The organism is Paenibacillus sp. FJAT-26967 (assembly GCF_001541095.1).
In the GTDB taxonomy this organism is placed as follows: domain Bacteria; phylum Bacillota; class Bacilli; order Paenibacillales; family NBRC-103111; genus Paenibacillus_F.
In genome coordinates, this window is sequence record NZ_LMXH01000001.1 from 2,126,394 (window position 1) to 2,145,768 (window position 19,375).

8 protein-coding genes are annotated in these 19,375 nt (G+C 52.4%); all 8 read left to right on the forward strand.

Features of this window, described 5'->3' with window-relative positions:
- Positions 1-2: 2 nt before the first annotated feature.
- The 8 genes from AR333_RS09295 to AR333_RS09330 are packed head-to-tail and all read left to right on the forward strand — an operon-like array spanning position 3 to position 19,375.
- Positions 3-4,475: an amino acid adenylation domain-containing protein gene (locus AR333_RS09295; RefSeq protein ID WP_253735759.1), complete on the forward strand. Its 4,473-nt coding sequence runs from the start codon at positions 3-5 to the stop codon at positions 4,473-4,475.
- Positions 4,476-4,492: 17 nt separating this feature from the next.
- Entirely contained in the window at positions 4,493-6,034 is a 1,542-nt protein-coding gene (locus AR333_RS09300; protein ID WP_068774972.1) for a serine hydrolase, read from the forward strand.
- Positions 6,035-6,766: a thioesterase II family protein gene (locus tag AR333_RS09305; protein WP_068774973.1), complete on the forward strand. Its 732-nt coding sequence runs from the start codon at positions 6,035-6,037 to the stop codon at positions 6,764-6,766.
- Between the two features lie 4 nt (positions 6,767-6,770).
- On the forward strand, positions 6,771-7,625 hold the full coding sequence (locus tag AR333_RS09310) for a 3-hydroxyacyl-CoA dehydrogenase family protein (protein ID WP_068774974.1): 855 nt from the start codon (positions 6,771-6,773) through the stop codon (positions 7,623-7,625).
- Between the two features lie 12 nt (positions 7,626-7,637).
- On the forward strand, positions 7,638-8,702 hold the full coding sequence (locus AR333_RS09315; RefSeq protein WP_068774975.1) for an HAD family hydrolase: 1,065 nt from the start codon (positions 7,638-7,640) through the stop codon (positions 8,700-8,702).
- A gap of 4 nt (positions 8,703-8,706) precedes the next feature.
- Complete coding sequence (locus AR333_RS09320; protein WP_068774976.1) at positions 8,707-8,958, forward strand: acyl carrier protein; 252 nt, start codon at positions 8,707-8,709, stop codon at positions 8,956-8,958.
- Between the two features lie 3 nt (positions 8,959-8,961).
- On the forward strand, positions 8,962-10,143 hold the full coding sequence (locus AR333_RS09325; RefSeq protein WP_068774977.1) for an acyl-CoA dehydrogenase family protein: 1,182 nt from the start codon (positions 8,962-8,964) through the stop codon (positions 10,141-10,143).
- 4 nt (positions 10,144-10,147) lie between these two features.
- Positions 10,148-19,375, forward strand: a complete 9,228-nt coding sequence (locus AR333_RS09330; protein ID WP_253735760.1) for a non-ribosomal peptide synthetase/type I polyketide synthase — start codon at positions 10,148-10,150, stop codon at positions 19,373-19,375.

Consider the following 19,375-nt stretch of genomic DNA (forward strand, 5'->3'; position numbering starts at 1 on the left):
CTTTGGAGACATGCAAGCTCTATCCACTGACGCATCCGCAAAAACGTATTTGGTATGTAGAAAATATATACCCGGGTACGAGCATACATAACATCGGAGGACTCATCAAAATTTACGGACCCGTAGATTTTTCTTTACTGGAGGAAGCAATCAATCAATTCATCCGGCTTAATGAGGCCGTCCGCATAAGGGTAGTCGAGCAGGACGGATCCGTTCAGCAGACGGTGACGGAATATCGCAGGAGAACGTTCCCGCTAATCGATTTTATGGCCCTGGAATCGGATGTGGATGACTGGGTAAGTGCGGAGTTCGCCAAACCGCTGGCACTGGACGGAGAATATTTGTATGATTTTGCACTTGTCAGGATCAGCGAGACAGAAAGCGCATATCTGACAAAATTCCACCATATTATTTCGGACGGCTGGTCTTTTCAATTGATGACGACGCACATCAACCAAATCTATACACAATTGATGCAAGGGGAGGAAGTCCGCCAGGAATCCCGCCCTACCTATCTGGACTATATTGAGCAAGAGAATAAGTATCTGTCATCTCCTCGCTTTATGAAAAATAAAAGGTATTGGAATAATAAATTCGATCACATCCATGACGTTGATCTTCAGAATACAGCAATCGGCACCGCAGGCAACCGCAAAAAATTCTCGATAAGCCGGCCTGCTTCCGATTCCATCCGCGAATTTGCACGAACCCATCATATTTCGTTGAATACTTTTTTCGTAGCAACGATGCTCCTTTATCTCCACAAAACGAATCAACAAAACCGCCTCCTGATAGGCACTCCTGTATTAAACCGTACGGGGGCCAAAGAAAAAAATACATTCGGAATGTTTACCAGCACGATGCCCTTTCTCATTGACATCGAGCGTGAGATTTCTTTCTCTTCGTTCATAGATAACGTCAACCAAGAGCTGATCCAATGTTATTTTCATCAGAAATATCCTTATAACTTGCTCGTACAGGATCTTCAGCTTCAGCAGCGGGGATTGGATCAATTATTTCAAATATGCGTGAACTATTATAATACGGCATTCGACAGGAAATTCGGTCCTGGATGGAAGATGCAGCAAATTGAAGTGAATAACGGCAATCAGCTGTATTCCTTGCAGCTCATCGTCACCGAATGGTCATCGGATGAGGAACTGGAGCTGTACTTCGATTATAAGAAAGGCGATTACACGGAGAAGCAGATCGATGAAATACATGACCGGCTTCTCTATTTAACCGATCAAGTCTTGAGCCGTCCCGATGCCGTACTTAAGGATTTGCAGCTGCTTCTGCCGGATGAGCGTACGAAGCTGCTATATACGTACAACACTACGGATTGCGAATATCCTTCGCACAAAACGATCTTGCAGCTGTTTGAAGAACAAGCCGGACGGGCTCCGGACCGCATTGCCGTTTCACATATGGGGCAATCGCTTACCTACAGGGAGCTGAACGAACGCGCTAACCGGCTGGCACGAACATTACTGGAGAGAGGGGTCAGCCCTCACACACCGGCAGCTGTCATGGGCCGCCACTCTCTGTCCATCGTTGTCGGGATCTGGGCGGTTATCAAAGCCGGAATGGCCTATCTTCCGATCGATCCCGACTATCCGAAGGAACGGATCGAGTATATTTTGAAGGACAGCGGATCTTCGCTGCTGCTGACGAGCGGCAAGGAATGGGAGCAGCTGTCTTACAAGGGTGAGGTTCTTGCACTCGATGATGAACGTCTGTACAACAAGGGCGGGAATAATCTGCCTGTCATGAGTACGGCAGACGATTTGGTTTATATGATCTACACCTCAGGATCAACAGGCAATCCCAAAGGTGCGATGATCGAGCACAGAGGACTGGTGAACTACATCTGGTGGGCCGCCAAAACGTATATCCGCTCGGAAAACGATGTTTTTGCGCTGTATTCCTCCATTGCTTTTGATCTGACCGTGACCTCTATCTTCGCGCCATTGATTAGCGGCTGCCGTATCGAAATCTATGAAGATGACGGAAGGGACTTTATTGTCAAACGAATTGTGGAAGACAACAAGGCTACCGTTATCAAGCTGACGCCGGCTCATTTGGCTCTAATCAAAGACATGGATTTCAGCGCTTACACGGTCCGTACTTTCATTGTGGGCGGTGAGGATTTGAAATGCTCGCTGGCTCGTGACATTTATGAAAACAGTCGGGGCGGTATTGAAATCCTAAACGAGTACGGACCGACCGAAACCGTAGTCGGTTGTATGATTTACCGGTATGATCCTGCGGGCGACGAAGGGGTATCCGTTCCGATCGGGCAGCCGATTGATAATGTGCAGATTTATTTGCTGGATGAGCAGCTGGAGCCTGTCCCAAACGGATCGGTCGGCGAAATATATATATCCGGGGACGGGGTTGCCAGGGGCTACTTGTACAGGGATGAGCTGACTCAAGAGCGATTTCTGTCTAATCCTTTCCTTATGGGAAAAAGGATGTACCGGACGGGTGATTTGGCTGTACGCCACGAGAATGGCAGCATCGTTTATTTAGGCCGGATCGATCATCAGGTCAAAATAAAAGGATACCGAATTGAAATGGGGGAAATCGAGCATCAGCTCCTTGAAATAGACGGCATTGAAAAAGCCGTTGTCATGGACCGCACCGGAGAAGACGGACAGCAGCAGCTTGCCGCTTATTATGTAGCCAGGGGACCTCTTACGGCTCTGGAGCTGAGGATGAAGCTGGCAGAAGTGCTGCCTTCGTATATGATACCTGCTTATTTTGTCCGTCTCGATCAATTGCCGCTTACCCCGAACGGTAAAGTGGACCGACGTCTTCTGCCTGATCCGGAGCAATACATCGAAACAAGCGATACCGGACGGACCAGTGGAGTCGAAACAATGTTAATGGATATTTTCCAGGATGTACTCCGGTTGAAAGAAATCACGGTTCAGGACAATTTCTACCGGCTGGGCGGTGACTCAATCAAGGCGATACAAATTGTATCGAAAGTGAAGTCGGCAGGTTATCAGCTTAAGGTGCAGCAAATTATGAGCTATCCGGTTATCCGTGAACTGGCTGTGCTTATTGAAATAAACTCGGCGGCTCCGATTGAGCAAGGGCCTAGTCACGGGGAAGTTAAGCCGCTGCCGATTACATCGTGGTTTTTTACAAGACAATGGAATAATCCTCATTACTACGCGCAGTCAGTTTTGCTCCGCCTAACGCAAACAGTAACGATGGATCAGCTTCATGACGCATTATTTGCATTAATCAGCCATCATGACACTTTGAGGCTGCAGGTTGATGCCGGCCGCCTGGTCTACCGGACTGTCGGACGCGAGGACGTGGAGCTTGCGCACTTCGATCTTGCCGGCATTCCGGAGGATGAGCGGGCTGCGGCTTTGAAGAAACAAGCCGAAACGTTCAAAGCAAGTGTGCGGCTCGGGCAGGGTATGCTGTTCAAAGCGCTTGTATTTGATGAAGGAAACCACGGACAACGTCTCTTGCTGACAGCACATCATTTGATCGTAGACGGCGTATCCTGGCGAGTTATGCTGGAAGACTTAGACCGTCTGCTGAAGGCGGGTTTGAGCGGGTCGGTTGTGACTCTGCCGAATAAAACGCATTCGATTCAAATATGGTCGGATGCCATAGACGCTTATGGCAGCGAGAGGGCACTTGAACATCTCGACTACTGGAAGTCGGTCGCAGAGAACGCAGAAGACAGCCTTGCTGCGGATTTTCCTTCGGATGATGATCGGCTTGCCGTATGCGATACGCTAATCCGGGAGCTCTCCGAGCAGGAGACGAGCAAACTGCTGGGGGAGGCGAACACCGCATTCCGAACTCATGCGGGCGATTTGCTGGTCGCCTCGCTGGCAATGGCCGTGAGCGCTATCACTGGCAAGAATAAAATCACGATCGAACTGGAGGGACATGGACGCGAAGAGTTGTTCGAGAACATGGATGTATCCAGAACCGTAGGATGGTTCACATCGCTGTATCCCGTTAATCTCTTGATGGCTGAAACAAAAACAGCGGGGATCATCAAGAGCATAAAAGGGCAGCTTCGTTCAATCCCGAACAAAGGAATTGACTATGGCATCTTGGCATATGGTTCAGGCAGTATCCCGAAGACCGGCGGCAGCCTGCTCCGCTTCAATTATATGGGCGAAATCGATAATCATTTGCACAGCCCTGTGCTCGCCATTGCCGGGGACGATACCGGAAGAGATACATGCCCAAGCAACAGGTTATCCTGTCTGGCCGATGTGGTAGCCATGATTACGGATAGGAGGCTCCAGATCCGCATGACATACAGCACAGCCATGTTCAGCCGGGATACTATGGACGAGTTAATCCAAGTTTTTATGCAGCGGCTGGCTGAAGTCATTCAACTAGGCTCAGACAGGGGACAGGCTGATTTTACGCCCTCTGATTTTGAGACTGTCAAGCTCGCACAAGAAGAACTTGACGTACTCTTCAATTAATAAAGGGGCGGATAATCGTGGTAAAGAAACTTGTTTTCTATGTACTGATGATGCTGCTGCTAGTCAGTCCGCCGGCTGCAGCCGCCGAAGGCGGAGCCCCTTCTCCGCCAAGACAGCCGAATATAGATACGATTGCCATCGACCAGTTCGTGCAGGACCAACTGGTGAAGGCGCAAAGCCCGGGAGCCGCAGTTGTGGTCGTAAGCGGGGATCGTGTGGTCTATACGAAGGGATTCGGACAGGCTGATCGTGCAGCCGGGATTCCGGCAACAAGCACGACATTATTTGAATTGGGATCGACTTCCAAAGCATTCACAGGCCTGGCCTTGTTAGAGCTGGAGCGTGACAACGCGCTTAGCCTTGACGATCCGGTCACCCGCTATATTCCGTGGCTGTCGCTAACCTATCAAGGACAGCCGGCCAAGGTGACGCTGGGTCATCTCCTGCACCATACGAGCGGGGTGCCGTTCGCTTCGCTCGCTTCCATCCCGATCAGCTCGGGAGAGCAGGCGCTGGAACAGACTGTGCAGGCGTTATCGGGTACGGAGCTGAGCGGCCAGCCAGGGAATAAGTATGAATATGCGACCATTAATTATGATGTTCTGGGATTGGTCATCCAGGAAGTATCGGGTATGTCATATGAGGCATACATGTCTGGAATGCTGCAGCGGTTTGGCATGAGCAACACGGTGACTGCCGCACAGCTGAATAACCCGCAGATGCTCGCCAGGGGATATAAGATCGGATTCGGCTCCCCTCGTTTATACGAAGCACCCGTTTACAGGGGAAACACACCCGCCGGTTATTTAGTCTCCAGTGCGGACGATATCGGGCAGTGGCTGCTGCTCCAGCTCGGAACGAGGAGTATCTCCGAGGCGCAGCGGAACATCATCGAACGTTCCCATATGCCTGATACGAGCGTAGGGCCGGACGCGAGCGGAGCCTACTATGCCGCAGGATGGTTTGTAACGGCGGACGGCAAAGAGCTCTCGCACCAGGGATCTAACCCTAATTTCTCGTCCTATTTCATAATGCGCCCGCAAGAGCAGCTCGGTGTGGGAGTGCTTGCCAACATCAACTCGGCCTATACGTTTCATATCGGCCAAGGTTTGATGAGCCTGCTGCGGGAGCAAGAGCTTCCGCCCGCTGCAGCGGATTTCTATCCGCAGCTTGATCGCATTTCGATGATCGTGCTGAGCCTTATCGGTGTCTTCATGCTTATGATGGCTGGTAAAACGATCGGAATACCAGGACAAATTCGTCGTCAGAGGCGCATTTTCGTTCCGCCAAAAGGTAGGAGGCTTGTAGGTCTGGGAGCTGCGCTTTTGTTGACCGGGACCTCATTGTGGGGAATCGGGCTGCTGCTCGAGGCTGCCTTTGCAGGCTTACCGCTTGCCGTAGTCGCGGTATGGTCGCCTGTGACGGTCATCTGGCTCGTCTATGCGCTCTACCTATTCGTCGGAATGGCGTTCCTGTTCTTTCTTGCAGTCTGGTTGTTTCCATCAGTGAAACGCCGCTGCGGGCCGGTTCTTCCCGCTTCTGCAGAGGAGGTGATCTAAATGAAAATGAAGTTGTTCTGTCTGCCTTACGCCGGAGGCTCCGCTACCATTTATACGAGATGGAAACGCCATCTGCACGGCGATATCGAATTGCATCCCGTCGAATTGTCCGGAAGGGGGAAAAGATTGCTCGAACCCCATTACGGCAGCATGGATGAACTGGTCGAGGATTTATACGGGTATCTGGACCAAGAGCTGGACGAAACTGATTTTGCTTTCTTCGGCCATAGTATGGGCGCCCTCATCGCTTATGAACTGGCGCATGCCGTCAAGAAGAAGAGAGGGCGCGAGCCCCTCCATTTATTCGTCTCGGGGACTTATCCCCCTCATGCCCGCAGGAGTCTTCCACTGCATCTTCTATCGGATGCAAGACTTCAGCAAGAAATTAGGCAGCTTGGCGGAACCGATGACGAATTATTTGAGCGGGAGGAACTGCTGCGACTCTTTTTGCCAGGACTGCGGAGAGATCTGGAGCTGGTGGAAACGCACTGCTTCAAGAGCAGAGCGGAGCTTATTCACTGTGATATATCCGTACTCAACGGAAAAGAGGATAAAGCGACCGAAGGTTTTAACCTTCTGGAGTGGGCCTCATATGGCAGCCGGGGCTGTCAACTTTATGAGTTCGAAGGAGGTCATTTTTTCATAAATGAACATACCGAGCAGGTAGTGTCGCTCATCCATGATGTGCTGCGCAGCCCTGTTGTACAAATGTCCACTAAAAAGGAGTCGTGAATTGATGATACGAACGGTCGGAGTAGTCGGTGCGGGTGTAATGGGCAGTGACGTTGCTTTGGATCTGGCTTGCTATGGATACGAAGTGGTGCTCAAAGATATTAACGAAGATGTCTTGCATCGAGCCAAAGAAAAAATCAGTACGGATTTTCGGCTGCTGAAGCTGGTCAAGCCTAAGGCGAAGCAGCTTACCGTGGAAGACGTTCTCTCCCGGATTACCTTTACAACGGCCTATGATGACTTCAGACGCGTCCAGTTTGTTATCGAGAACGTGACAGAGGAATGGGAACTTAAGAAAGCGGTGTTTACGGAGCTGTCCAAGGTATGCGGCTTACATACAATCTATGCCGTTAATACAAGCTGCATTTCCATTACGAAGGTGGGCTCGTTAATGCCAAGACCGGAGAATGTTATCGGTATGCATTTCATGAACCCGGTCCCGATGAAGGAACTGGTCGAGGTCATCCGGGGCGAGCACACTTCCGACGAGACCGTTGCCACCGGGGAGCAGTTTTTGAAATCTTTCGATAAAGTCCCGGTAGTTGTTCGAGATTTTCCCGGTTTCGTGACGAATCGTGTTCTCATGCTGACGATCAACGAATGCGTCTGGACCGTGCAGGACGGAGTCGCAGAGCCGAAGGATGTCGATAAGATTTTCCGTCTGGGCTTCGGCCATAAGATGGGGCCGCTTGCTACATGCGATCTGATCGGCCTGGACACCATTCTCAATTCACTGCTGGTGCTGCAGGACAGCTACAAGGATCCGAAGTTCCGGCCCTGCCCGCTGCTTGTAAAGATGGTGGATGCCGGTTACCTGGGCAAAAAATCAGGAAAAGGATTTTTCGATTACAGCAAGTAGGGAGGGATAACGATGGATGGAGCAGCGGAAAAGCTAAAGGAAGTCAAATGCGTGATCTGGGATCTGGACAATACGATGTGGGACGGCATTTTGCTGGAGTCGGAAGAGGTCGAGCTAAAGCCGCGCATGCGGGAGCTTCTCGCGGAGCTGGATTCTCGCGGCATTCTGCAATCGATCGCAAGCCGTAATGATACGGAGCATGCGATGGACAAGCTTAAGGCTTTTGGTATCGACACCTATTTTCTTTATCCCGAAATCAATTGGAATGCCAAATCAATGTCGATCGATAAAATACGCGGGAACCTGAACATCGGGATGGACACGATTCTGTTCATCGACGATCAGCCCTTCGAACGGGATGAGGTCTTAAGCGTCCATCCGGAGGTTGAGTGCCTGGATGTGACGCCATACGAGACATTGCTCGGTCACCCGCGTCTGAATCCCCGGTTCATTACGGAAGATTCAAGACGCCGACGCGTCATGTATCTGGAAGACATAGAGCGCAAAAGCGAAGAAGAATCGTTCGCGGGGCCCCAAGAAGCGTTCCTGAGCTCGCTCGGCATGCGCTTTGTCATAAGCGAGGCGAGAGAGGAGGATTTGAAACGGGCGGAGGAACTGACAATCCGCACGAATCAGCTGAATGCGACGGGTTATACGTACAGCTATGAAGAGCTGGACAAGATCAGACAATCGGATAATCATATTCTGCTGGTATGTGAATTGACGGATAAATATGGCTCCTACGGCAAAATCGGGCTCGCTCTGATCGAATTGAAGGAAAGCTGCTGGCACCTGAAAATGATGCTTATGTCCTGCAGGGTGATGTCACGCGGAGTTGGTACCGTAATGCTCACCTATATCATGCAGCAGGCGAAAAACGAAGGAAAAGTGCTTAGGGCCGACTTCAAACAGACAGACCGCAACAAGATGATGTATGTTACGTACCGTTTCGCCAATTTTACGGAAGTCTCCAATGACGGTGAAGGAAATATTCTGTTCGAGAACAATTTAAATCAAATTCAGCCGTTCCCGCCTTATATTGATGTGTTGGTCACGGTTGCAGGGAGAAAGGGGTAACTAGATGGAAACTAAACATAAAATCCGCAGTTTTATTGAAAGCAATCTGGTTGTATTTGAGGATGAGGCAGTGTTCACCGACGATGATCATATCTTTCAGAAGGGTTTCGTCAATTCCTTATTCGCGATGAAACTTCTCAGCTACATTGAACAAGAGTTCGGATTCACGGTGAGTAACGAGGATTTGGATATCGCCAATTTTAGCACGCTTAACAACATCGTAAAGCTAATCGAAAAGCATAAGCAGGAGGCCTAAGCGATGATTGCTCAGACATGCGCTTCTGCCGCCCAAATCATAGAGGAGGCTAAAATTTTTGCCGCCCGGGAAATCCGGCCGATCGCAGGGGAAATCGACGTCAAAGGCGAGCTTCCCCGCAGCTTAATTGGCAGAATGGGACAGCGGGGATATCTGTCGGCCAGCTGGCCGGAGGAATACGGCGGTCTGGGACTGGACCCGGTGGCCTATGGACTATTTACAGAGCAGATCGGCAAAGCATGCTGCAATACGAGGGCTCTCATAACCGTTCAAACCTCACTGCTGGGAGAGACTATACTGCGTTTCGGCACAGAAGCGCAGAAAAGATACTGGCTGCCGCCAATGGCGAGGGCCGAGAAGCTGGGCGCGTTCGCCTTATCGGAGCCAAATGTGGGCTCGGATGCGAAAAACGTTCAGACCGCCTACCGCAAAGAAGGGAGCCATTATATTCTGAATGGCACCAAGAAGTGGATTTCTTTCGCCGCTATCGCTGATTTTTTCGTCGTGATCGCAGCCGATTCGGGCGGGCAAATCACCTCATTCATCGTCGAGCGCGAACGTGAAGGGGTGCATACAATCCCGATGCCCGGCATGCTCGGCAACCGGGCGGCTCATATTGCGGAGATTCAGCTTAATGAAGTGAAGATCCCGGCGGAGAACGTGCTCGGAATCGTTGGCGGAGGCTTTACTTATATTGTATCCACGGCGCTTGATCACGGCAGGTACAGCATTGCATGGGCAGGAGCGGCAATTGCAGGCGAGGCGCTGGAAGCGATGGTTGCGTACTCGATATCGCGGTCCCAGTTCGGTGAGAAGCTGCACCAGTTCCAGCTGATCAAAGGGCTGATTGGCGATGCGGTCACCAAGGTTCATGCCGCGCGAACGCTTTGCATTGCCGCAGGTGAAATGCGCAAAAGCGGGGCGGCGGAAGCGGTTGACGAGACAGCGATCGCCAAATATTTTACATCGAAGGCGGCTGTTGAGGTCACTAACGATACGGTGCAAATACACGGTGGCAACGGTTGCCGCAGCGGTTACCCTGCCGAACGGTTATTCCGGGAAGCCAAGGTGCTGGAAATTATTGAAGGCACCAGCCAAATTCAGCAGCAGGTCATTTCTCAATACGGACTTCGCAAGTATGCGGTGAAGAAGCAGGAGGAAGTTCGAACAGGAAAGGATGTGTGATAGCGTGAAGGAACCTCAGAAGCTGGACAAAAGCAATGTTGAAGATATTTTGGCACTGTCCCCTATGCAGTCCGGGATGCTGCTTCAATACTTGAAAGATCCCGAAACTACGCAGTACGTCGAGCTAATCGCACTTAGCGTGAGCGGGGAGCTGGAGCCCTCGTTGTTTGAGCAGGCATGGGTATCCGTTGTGCAGACCAACGAGGCGCTGCGGTCATTGTTCCGCTGGGAAGAGGTGAACCAGCCTGTTCAAATCGTGCTGCGGGAGCACCGTCCCGTTATTCGTTATGAGAACTATTCCGGTTATGACGAGAATGTACAAGCTGAACTGATTGCAGACCGGATTTCCGCCGATAAAAAGGAAAAATTCAAGCTGGATCAAGTGCCCTTCCGTCTGACGCTGTGCACGCAGAACGAGCGCAAACACACGCTGCTGATGAGCTTTCACCATATCTTGTTCGACGGCTGGAGCACCGGAATTCTGTTGAAAGAATGGCGGAGCGCCTACCTTATGCTGGCGCAGGGGCGGAAGCCGGAGCGGCAGCACAAGCCGCGGCTCAAGCAGTTTATCTCTTTGCTTCAGCAGCAGGACAAGCAAACGCAAGAGAATTACTGGAGCCAATATCTTCACGACATGCAGAACCGGCCCATCGCTATAAGAAACGCCAAAGTTTCAGGGACGCCGGTTATGGCCGCATACACCGAAAAACGGAGCCGCTCCTTCACTGCCAGACTGCACCAATGGGTCCGTTCGGAAGAAGTGACGCAAGCCGCTCTTTTCTATACGGCATGGGGTATCTTGCTTCAGCACTATACCAACAGTGACGATGTATTGTTCGGTACCACTGTATCGGGACGCAATATGAGTATTTCCGGAATGGAGCACATGGTCGGCTTATTCATCAATACACTGCCGTTTCGCATGACGGCCGGTCCGGGCAAAATTCTGCCTGAGCTCTTGGCTGAGGTGAATGCTTCCATTCAAGGGAGCGAAGAGCATGCGAACACTTCTTTGACGGATATCAAAACTTACGGAGAGCTCAGGACTGAAGGAAGTCCGTTTGATTCTCTGGTTGTAGTGGAGAATTATCCGCTTGATGAAGTCGTTACAAGCACCGGCGGACCGCTTACGATGGAGCCTCATCATATTGAGGAAGAGACCGAGTTCGATCTGACACTCCGCATTACAGTAACTGAAAAGCTTGAAATAACCTTTTCATACAATAAGCAGGCGTATCAAGAGGATATGGTCAAGAAAATTGCTCACCACTATCTCTACATTCTTGAACAAATTATCCAAGCTTCCACTCAGGTTACCGCGTACCGGGAGACAAGGCTTAAAGATATCGGCATTCTTACCCATGAAGAGCGGGAACAAATTCTGTTATTCAACCTGACAACTTCGAATTATCCCAGTGAGAAAACCGTTCATGAGCTGTTCGAGGAACAGGTGCTGTTGTCTCCTGAGAGCACGGCTGTAACAGATGAGCGGCAATCCTATACGTATCGGGAGCTGAATGAACAGGCGGGCCGGATTGCCCGCACGCTGCAGGCGGAAGGTATGGAAAGCGGTCAGGTTGTGGGCTTGATGGCAAGCAGATCCACCGAACTGATTGCCGGGATATTCGGTATTCTCAAGGCGGGAGGCGTCTATCTGCCGCTTGATTCCGCTCATCCTGCCGACAGGATCGCCTACATGCTGTCCGATGGCAGTGTGCGCCAGGTGCTGGCTTCTCCCGGTCTTGAGGTTCTGATACCTGAAGATGTTCAAGTGCTGAAACTGGACGAAGTGCTGCTTCAACGCGGCAAAGCTGCCGATTTGCCTCCGGCGGGCGGGCCCGAACATCCCGCTTACGTTATGTATACCTCCGGCTCGACCGGTAAGCCTAAAGGCGTCATTGTCGGGCACCGGGGCATCGTGCGGCTGGTCCGGAACACGAACTACGTCCAGTTCGAAGCGCGGGACTGCATTCTTCAGGCAGGAGCAATCGGCTTTGACGCGCTGACATTCGAGGTGTTCGGCGCGCTCTTAAACGGGGCCAGCCTGCACATTGCGGACAAGCATACCCTGCTGGATAATGCCAGATTGGATGACTTTTTGCGTACGCATGCAATCTCGGGCGGGCTGCTCACTCCGGCGTTATTCAACCAGTTGGCCCAGCAGCGTCCGGAAATGTTCGCCGGGATCCGGAATCTGGTCGTCGGAGGCGATGTACTTTCCCCGAAACACATTGAGGCCGTTCGGCAAGCATGTCCCGGCCTGACGATTTGGAACGCGTACGGTCCTACCGAAAACACGGTCATTTCGACTTGTTTCCGCATCGATCGTGAATTCAACGAGCATATACCGATTGGACGGCCTATCAGCAATTCCACGGCTTATATCGTCGACCGCTATGATAAGCTGCTGCCTATAGGCATTCCGGGCGAGCTGATCGTCGGCGGTGACGGAGTCGCGCTCGGCTATTTGAACCGGCCGGATTTGACGGCGGAGAAATTTGTACCCGATCACTTCCGCTCAAGCGGGATGATCTATAAGACAGGCGATATGGCGCGTTGGCTGGAAGACGGAACCATTGAATATATGGGACGAATAGACCAGCAGGTAAAAATCCGCGGCCACCGAATCGAAATCGGTGAAATCGAGACGATGCTTCTCCAGCACAAATCCGTGCAAGAAGCAGCGGTGACGGTACAACAGCGGGGCGCTCAGACGGAATTATGCGCCTACGTAGCCGCTTCCGAGCAGATGTCCGTGTCTGACCTGCGGGCTTATCTTGCCGCGAAATTGCCGGATTACATGATACCGTCTCATATTGTCTATCTGGATCAAATTCCGCTGACGCCCAACGGAAAGCTGGACCGCAAGGCGCTGCCTGCGCTTGTAGAACCTCCCCGCGAGATTCAGGAAGCGGCAGTGCCTAGGACAGAGCTGGAGAGCCTGATCGCGGATGCCTGGAAAGCCGTGCTTGAGCTGGACCGAATCGGTATCCACGATAAATATTTTGAAGTAGGCGGTAATTCGATTAACCTCATTCAACTGCAGAGCAAGCTGCAAAGACAATTGAAGCGTACAATCCCCATCGTCACGCTGTTTCAATACCCCACCGTGTATGATCTGGCTATGCATTTGGCAGGCCAAACTAAGCGATCGGCAGATCGGAAGAACGAGGGCTCAGCCTCCGGCAAGATGAACGAACAACCATCGCGGGCACAATCCGGCAGTTCGAAGCGCGGTAATGAAGGCAGCAGGGACATCGCAGTCATCGGTTTAGCCGGCAGATTCCCTGGCGCGCGGAATATTAGTGAGTTTTGGAGCAATTTGCAGCAGGGCAAAGAGTCGATCTCGTTCTTCACGGATGATGAGCTGGCTGAGTATGGCTTTGACCGTGAGCTCTTGGGACGGCCGGAGTTCGTCAAAGCAAAAGGCGTGCTGGATGAGATGGATCACTTCGATCCGGCCTTCTTCGGCTATACTCCCGATCAGGCGGCGATTATGGATCCCCAGGTTCGGCTCCTGCACGAATGCGCTTGGCATACTTTGGAGGACGCGGGATGCGATCCGCAGCGACATGTCGGTTCTATCGGGCTGTTTGCCGGGGTCACGAACAATTTCCACTGGCTCTCGCAGTTGTCTGACCGTCTGCATGGGAACTTATCGGACATGTTTGAGGTTGATTCGCTGAACGATTCGTACACGGTCAGCACCCGTATTTCTCATAAGCTGAATTTAAAAGGTCCTGCGATCAGTCTGCAAACGGCTTGTTCCACCTCTCTGGTAGCTGTGCATCTGGCTTGCCAGTCTATTCTTAACGGGGATTGCGATCTGGCTCTGGCCGGCGGCGCGTCCATCGTACTTCCTCATAAATCCGGTTATCTTTATCAAGAAGGTATGGTTAAATCGCCGGACGGTCATTGCCGTACCTTTGACGCCAAAGCAAAAGGGACGATAGGCGGGGACGGAGTCGGATTCGCGGCGCTCAAGTCGCTCGATGCGGCTGTCGCCGACGGTGACCGGATCTACGCGGTTATCAAAGGCTCAGCCATCAACAATGACGGCAGCCGTAAGGTCGGCTATACGGCGCCAAGCGTGCAGGGTCAGGCGGATGTTATCGCCAGAGCCCAGGAGGCAGCAGGAGTTCCGGCCGAGAGTATCACCTACGTAGAAGCGCACGGATCGGGAACTACGCTTGGCGATCCGATCGAAATCGAAGCGCTGACGAAGGCATTCCAGACAGATAAAACTGGGTTTTGCCGTGTCGGCTCCGTAAAAACAAACATAGGACATCTGGATGCCGCAGCAGGGGTGGCCGGATTGATCAAGACTGCACTGGCGCTTCATTATAAGCAGCTTCCGCCAAGCCTGCATTATGAGACCCCGAATCCGAATATTGATTTTGCGAACAGTCCTTTCGTGGTCAATACCGGCCTGACCGATTGGCGCAGCGATGGCCATCCGCTGCGCGCCGGCGTCAGTTCCTTCGGAATAGGCGGAACGAATGCTCACGTCGTTATGGAGGAGGCTCCCCTATTGGAAGGCGCAGGGAAGGGGGGGGCCAATCAGGTGCTGGTATGGTCCGCACAGACACCGGCTGCGCTTGATTCGATGACGGCTAATTTGGGCGCCTATCTCCAAGAGCATCCTTCGGCGAATCTGGCCGACATTGCGTATACCCTGCAGACCGGCCGGCATCCCTTCAGATACCGCCGTATGCTGTCATGCAGCACGGTAGAGGAAGCAGCAGCGGCACTGACGCCGTCTGCCGACAGAGCAAGCTTCGATACACGGAGAGTAATTTCCCACACGGCCGGGGAGGAGCGCGGTTCAATCGTGTTCATGTTCTCCGGGCAAGGATCGCAATATATCCGCATGGGGCAGGGTTTGTATGAGACCGAGTCCGTGTTCCGGGAAGAAATGAACCGCTGCTTGCGTCTGTATCTTGACCTTACCGGCTCTGATATGAAGGAAATGCTGTATCCGGACGCAGAAGCGGAGACGGCGGTAATCACTCATTCATTAAACCAGACCAAGCATATCCAGCCAGCCATGCTCATGTTCGAATATGCGCTCGCGCGTCTTCTCCTGTCATGGGGACTGAAGCCGGATGCGATGATCGGCTACAGCTTCGGCGAGTATGCGGCTGCCTGCCTGGCTGGCGTCATGTCTCTGGAAGATGCCATGCGCCTCATCATACTGCGCGGAGAGCTTATGCAGCAGGTGCCGCCAGGGGGGATGCTCAGCGTACCTCTTCCGGAGCGGGATCTCAAGCCCCTTCTCAGCGGGTCCTTATCACTGGCCGTCGTGAACGGACCCTCCTGCATTGTATCCGGCCCTGAAGAAGAAATTGCCGCTTTCGAGCAGGAAATGAAGGCGGGCAAGTACGTTTGTATGAGATTGCCGGTATCGACGGCTTCACATTCTTCTCTTCTTCACGAAGTGATGGAGCCGTTCGCCGAAGCCGTCCGGCAGGTGCGCTTGAATCCGCCCGCAATACCGTATGTCTCCACGACGACAGGCAACTGGATAACGGATGAAGAAGCGACAGACCCGGGTTATTGGACCCGGCACATGACCGATACCGTACGTTTTGCGGACGGCATTGAACGGCTTGTAGAGCAGCCGGGCAGACTGTTCGTGGAGATCGGTCCCGGACAGGATTTAACACTTCTGGCGCGTCGCTACATTAACACAGAGCGCGGACAGCAGGCACTCAACCTCGTACCACCCGCGCAGAGCAGTATACCGGACACTTCACTGCTCGTTAACCGCATCGGGAGAATGTGGCTTTACGGCCAGTCCGCCGATTGGAGAGCATTTCATGGAGAAGGAACGCGGCTGCGTGTCTCTCTGCCTGCTTATCCGTTCGCCAGACAGCGCTATTGGATCGAATCATCTGCCGGAACTTCACTGCCGCCGGGAAGCGCCAAGAGCAAGCTTCAGGGTTCAGGCGGCAAGCTGGCCAAGCTGCCCGACATGACCGACTGGTTCTATGTGCCGACTTGGACAAAAGAGCAGCTTCTTCCAGGCTCTGCCGGCATAAACGCTAACATAGCCGGAAATTGGCTCCTGTTCGCCGACGAATACGGTCTGGCGGCCGACATTGCGGAGTCACTCGCCGAACGTGGAGGACAAATCATTGTAGTGAGTGCGGGTGAGCACTACGAGCAGGCGTCAGCTCATCAATATACCCTGAATCCGCAAAATGAACATCATTATAAGAAGCTTTTTGATGATCTGGAAGCGGGGGGTACCTTGCCTGACCTGCTGCTTCACACTTGGGGAATCTCTGCTCCTGCCTCGCGGAACAATGGTGTATCGTGGCTGAAGTCCACTCAAGAACGTGGGTACTACAGCTTGTTATACACGGGCAAAGCGCTGAAAAAACAAGCTGCGGGGCATGAAATACGCATGTGGGTGCTGACGGATAATATGCAGGCTATTGCCAGCGAATCGGTCCTCTATCCTGAGAAGGCGACTGTGCTCGGACCCTGCCGGGTTATTCCGCAGGAACTACCGCACATTCATTGTCACAGTATAGATATTAACCTGCCGGAAGCGGGAAGCTGGCAGAGGGAAAAACTGATCCGCCGCCTGCTGGACGAATTTGGCGCCGCCCGGTTCGAATTGGCGGCCGCCTATCGCGACAACGAACGCTGGGTGCTCGGTTATGAACCGGTTAGGGTAGCGGAACCTGAAGCGCAAGCGGCGGGGCTCCGTCAAGGCGGCGTCTATATGATCACAGGCGGCTTGGGATATATCGGTCAAGTTCTTGCAGGTCATCTGGCCCGAAGCGTACAGGCGAAGCTTGTCTTTACCAGCCGCACCTCATTTCCGTCAAACGATAAATGGGATCAATGGCTTGCCGAATACGGCGCAGAAAATACCGTAAGTGTCCAGATCGGCAAGCTTAAGCAGCTTCAATCTCACGGAGCCGAGGTGCTCGTGCTTACCGCGAATTCGTCGGATCATGAGCAAATGAAGGAGGCCATCCGGCAAACCGAGGCGGCATTCGGTTCATTGAACGGGGTTATTCATACAGCCGGAATGACAGGCGAAGCGGCATTTCGGATGCTTGAGGAGACAGACGAGGAGTTAAGTGAGCAGCATTTCCAAGCAAAGCTATATGGACTCTTTGTTTTGGATGGGTTGCTGGCTGACAAAGAGCTTGATTTCTGCTTGCTGGCTTCGTCGCTGTCTCCGATGCTCGGCGGATTGGGTTTTACCGCCTATGCGGCAGCGAACCATTTTATGGACGCTTATGTACATGATCGCAATCGCCGCCGGCGCACGGCTTGGACCAGTGTCAACTGGGACGGCTGGCAGCTGGAACAAGAGCAGACGATTCACGGGCAGGCGGGCACCTCGATATCGGAGCTGCTTATTGCACCGGAAGAGGGAACTGAGCTGCTGAAGCGCTTGCTGTCGGTCAGGGAAGCGAGTCAGATCGTCCTGTCGACCGGCAGCTTGCAGGACCGTATCGACAAGTGGGTGAAACGGACGGCCAAGGAAGAAGCGCAGCTTCCGCAGGGAGAAGGCGGCTTCTACACCCGTCCCGCGCTGTCCGGAGAATATATAGCTCCCGTAACGGAGTCCCAGCGCAAGCTCTGCGGAATGTGGGAGCAGTTTTTCCGGATTGACCGGATCGGAGTGCAGGATGACTTCTTCGAACTGGGGGGAGATTCGCTCAAAGCGATTACGGCCGTAACCGGGATTCATAAAGAAATGAAGGTGGAAATCAGCTTGCCGGTCTTTTTCAATATACCGACAATCCAGCAGCTGGCCGCATATATCGATGAGGCGGAAAAAAGCAGCTATCACGATATTGAGAAGGCTCAAACGCGTGAATATTACGAGCTCTCCTCCGCGCAAAAGCGCCTGTACCTAATCCAGCAGATGGAGAAGGGTCATACGGGATATAACGAAATTGTTGCAGGCATTCTGAAAGGCAGACTCGACAGGGCACTTATGGAGGAAGTACTCCGGCAGCTGATAGAGCGTCACGAAAGCTTGCGGACTTCATTTGAACTGGTTAACGGAATACCGATGCAGAAAATTAGCGAAACCGTCGCGTTCGAGGTTGAATACGAGGACTTCAGCGACGATCTTGCACCTTATAACTACGGCTCTGGACCGCTTGAGAATGAAATGGAGACCGAGGAGAGAATAAGCGAAGCAGTGGCGAGGTTCGTGCGTCCCTTTGATCTGACACGTGCGCCTTTGATGCGCGCCGGACTCATCAAACTCGGGGAAGAGCGGCACGTCTTGATGGTGGATCTTCATCATATCGTGTCGGACGGTTTATCACAGGATATATTCGTTAACGATTTTATGGCCCTGTATGCCGGACGCGAATTGCCCGAGCTTGTGCTGCAATATAAGGATTTCTCAGAATGGCAGAACCGGATGAAGGAAACAGAGGAGCAGAAACGGCAGGGGGCATTCTGGCTGAATCAGCTGCAGGAAGTTCCACGGTTAGCCCTGCGTACGGATTATCCGCGTCCGGAAACAAGAAATTTCGCCGGCAGCCGTGTTCCGTTTGAACTGAGTACAGAGCAGACACAAGCTCTGAAGTCGCTCAGCCTGAAGGAAGATGTGACACTCTTCATGACGCTGCTCGCCGTCTTTAATCTGATGCTGGCCAAAGTTTGTGTTCAGGAAGACATCGTTGTAGGTACACCGATTATCGGTCGTAAACAGCCGTCTCTGCAGCTTATTATCGGCAAATTCGTCAATATGCTTCCACTTCGTAATCAGTTGGATGGAGAGATGAGTTTCAGCGCTTTGCTCCAGAAGGTGAGAGCCACAACACTGGATGCTTTCGCCAATCAGGACTACCAGTTCGAGGAAATGGTTCAGCAGCTGGGGCAGGATCGCGATTTGGGACGCAACCCCGTATTCGATGTTGTATTCGCGCTCCAGAATATGCAGAACCCTGAGATGAGCATTCCCGGCTTAACGATGGAGCCGTTCCCGTTCGTTCATGACGCCTCTCATTTTGATCTATCTCTGATCGCAGAGGAGGACGGAGATAGACTGTCCTTCAAATTCGAATACAGCACCCGCTTGTTCCTGCAGGACACGATTGAGCGTTTTGCCGGTTATATGCAGGATATTATATCCGATGTTCTGGCAAATCCGGACAAGAAGCTAAGCGACATTACGATTGCTCATCATTTAGCGGAGCCCGAGCCTGTCTATCTTGCTGGAGCCCGGGGGGAGTTCGGACTATGA

What these genes read in the sequence shown, in the direction of transcription:
- AR333_RS09305 (WP_068774973.1), top strand. Translation starts at nt 6,035, where the DNA reads ATGAAAATGAAGTTGTTCTGTCTGCCTTACGCCGGAGGCTCCGCTACC.
- AR333_RS09310 (WP_068774974.1), top strand. Translation starts at nt 6,771, where the DNA reads ATGATACGAACGGTCGGAGTAGTCGGTGCGGGTGTAATGGGCAGTGAC.
- AR333_RS09315 (WP_068774975.1), top strand. Translation starts at nt 7,638, where the DNA reads ATGGATGGAGCAGCGGAAAAGCTAAAGGAAGTCAAATGCGTGATCTGG.
- AR333_RS09320 (WP_068774976.1), top strand. Translation starts at nt 8,707, where the DNA reads ATGGAAACTAAACATAAAATCCGCAGTTTTATTGAAAGCAATCTGGTT.
- AR333_RS09325 (WP_068774977.1), top strand. Translation starts at nt 8,962, where the DNA reads ATGATTGCTCAGACATGCGCTTCTGCCGCCCAAATCATAGAGGAGGCT.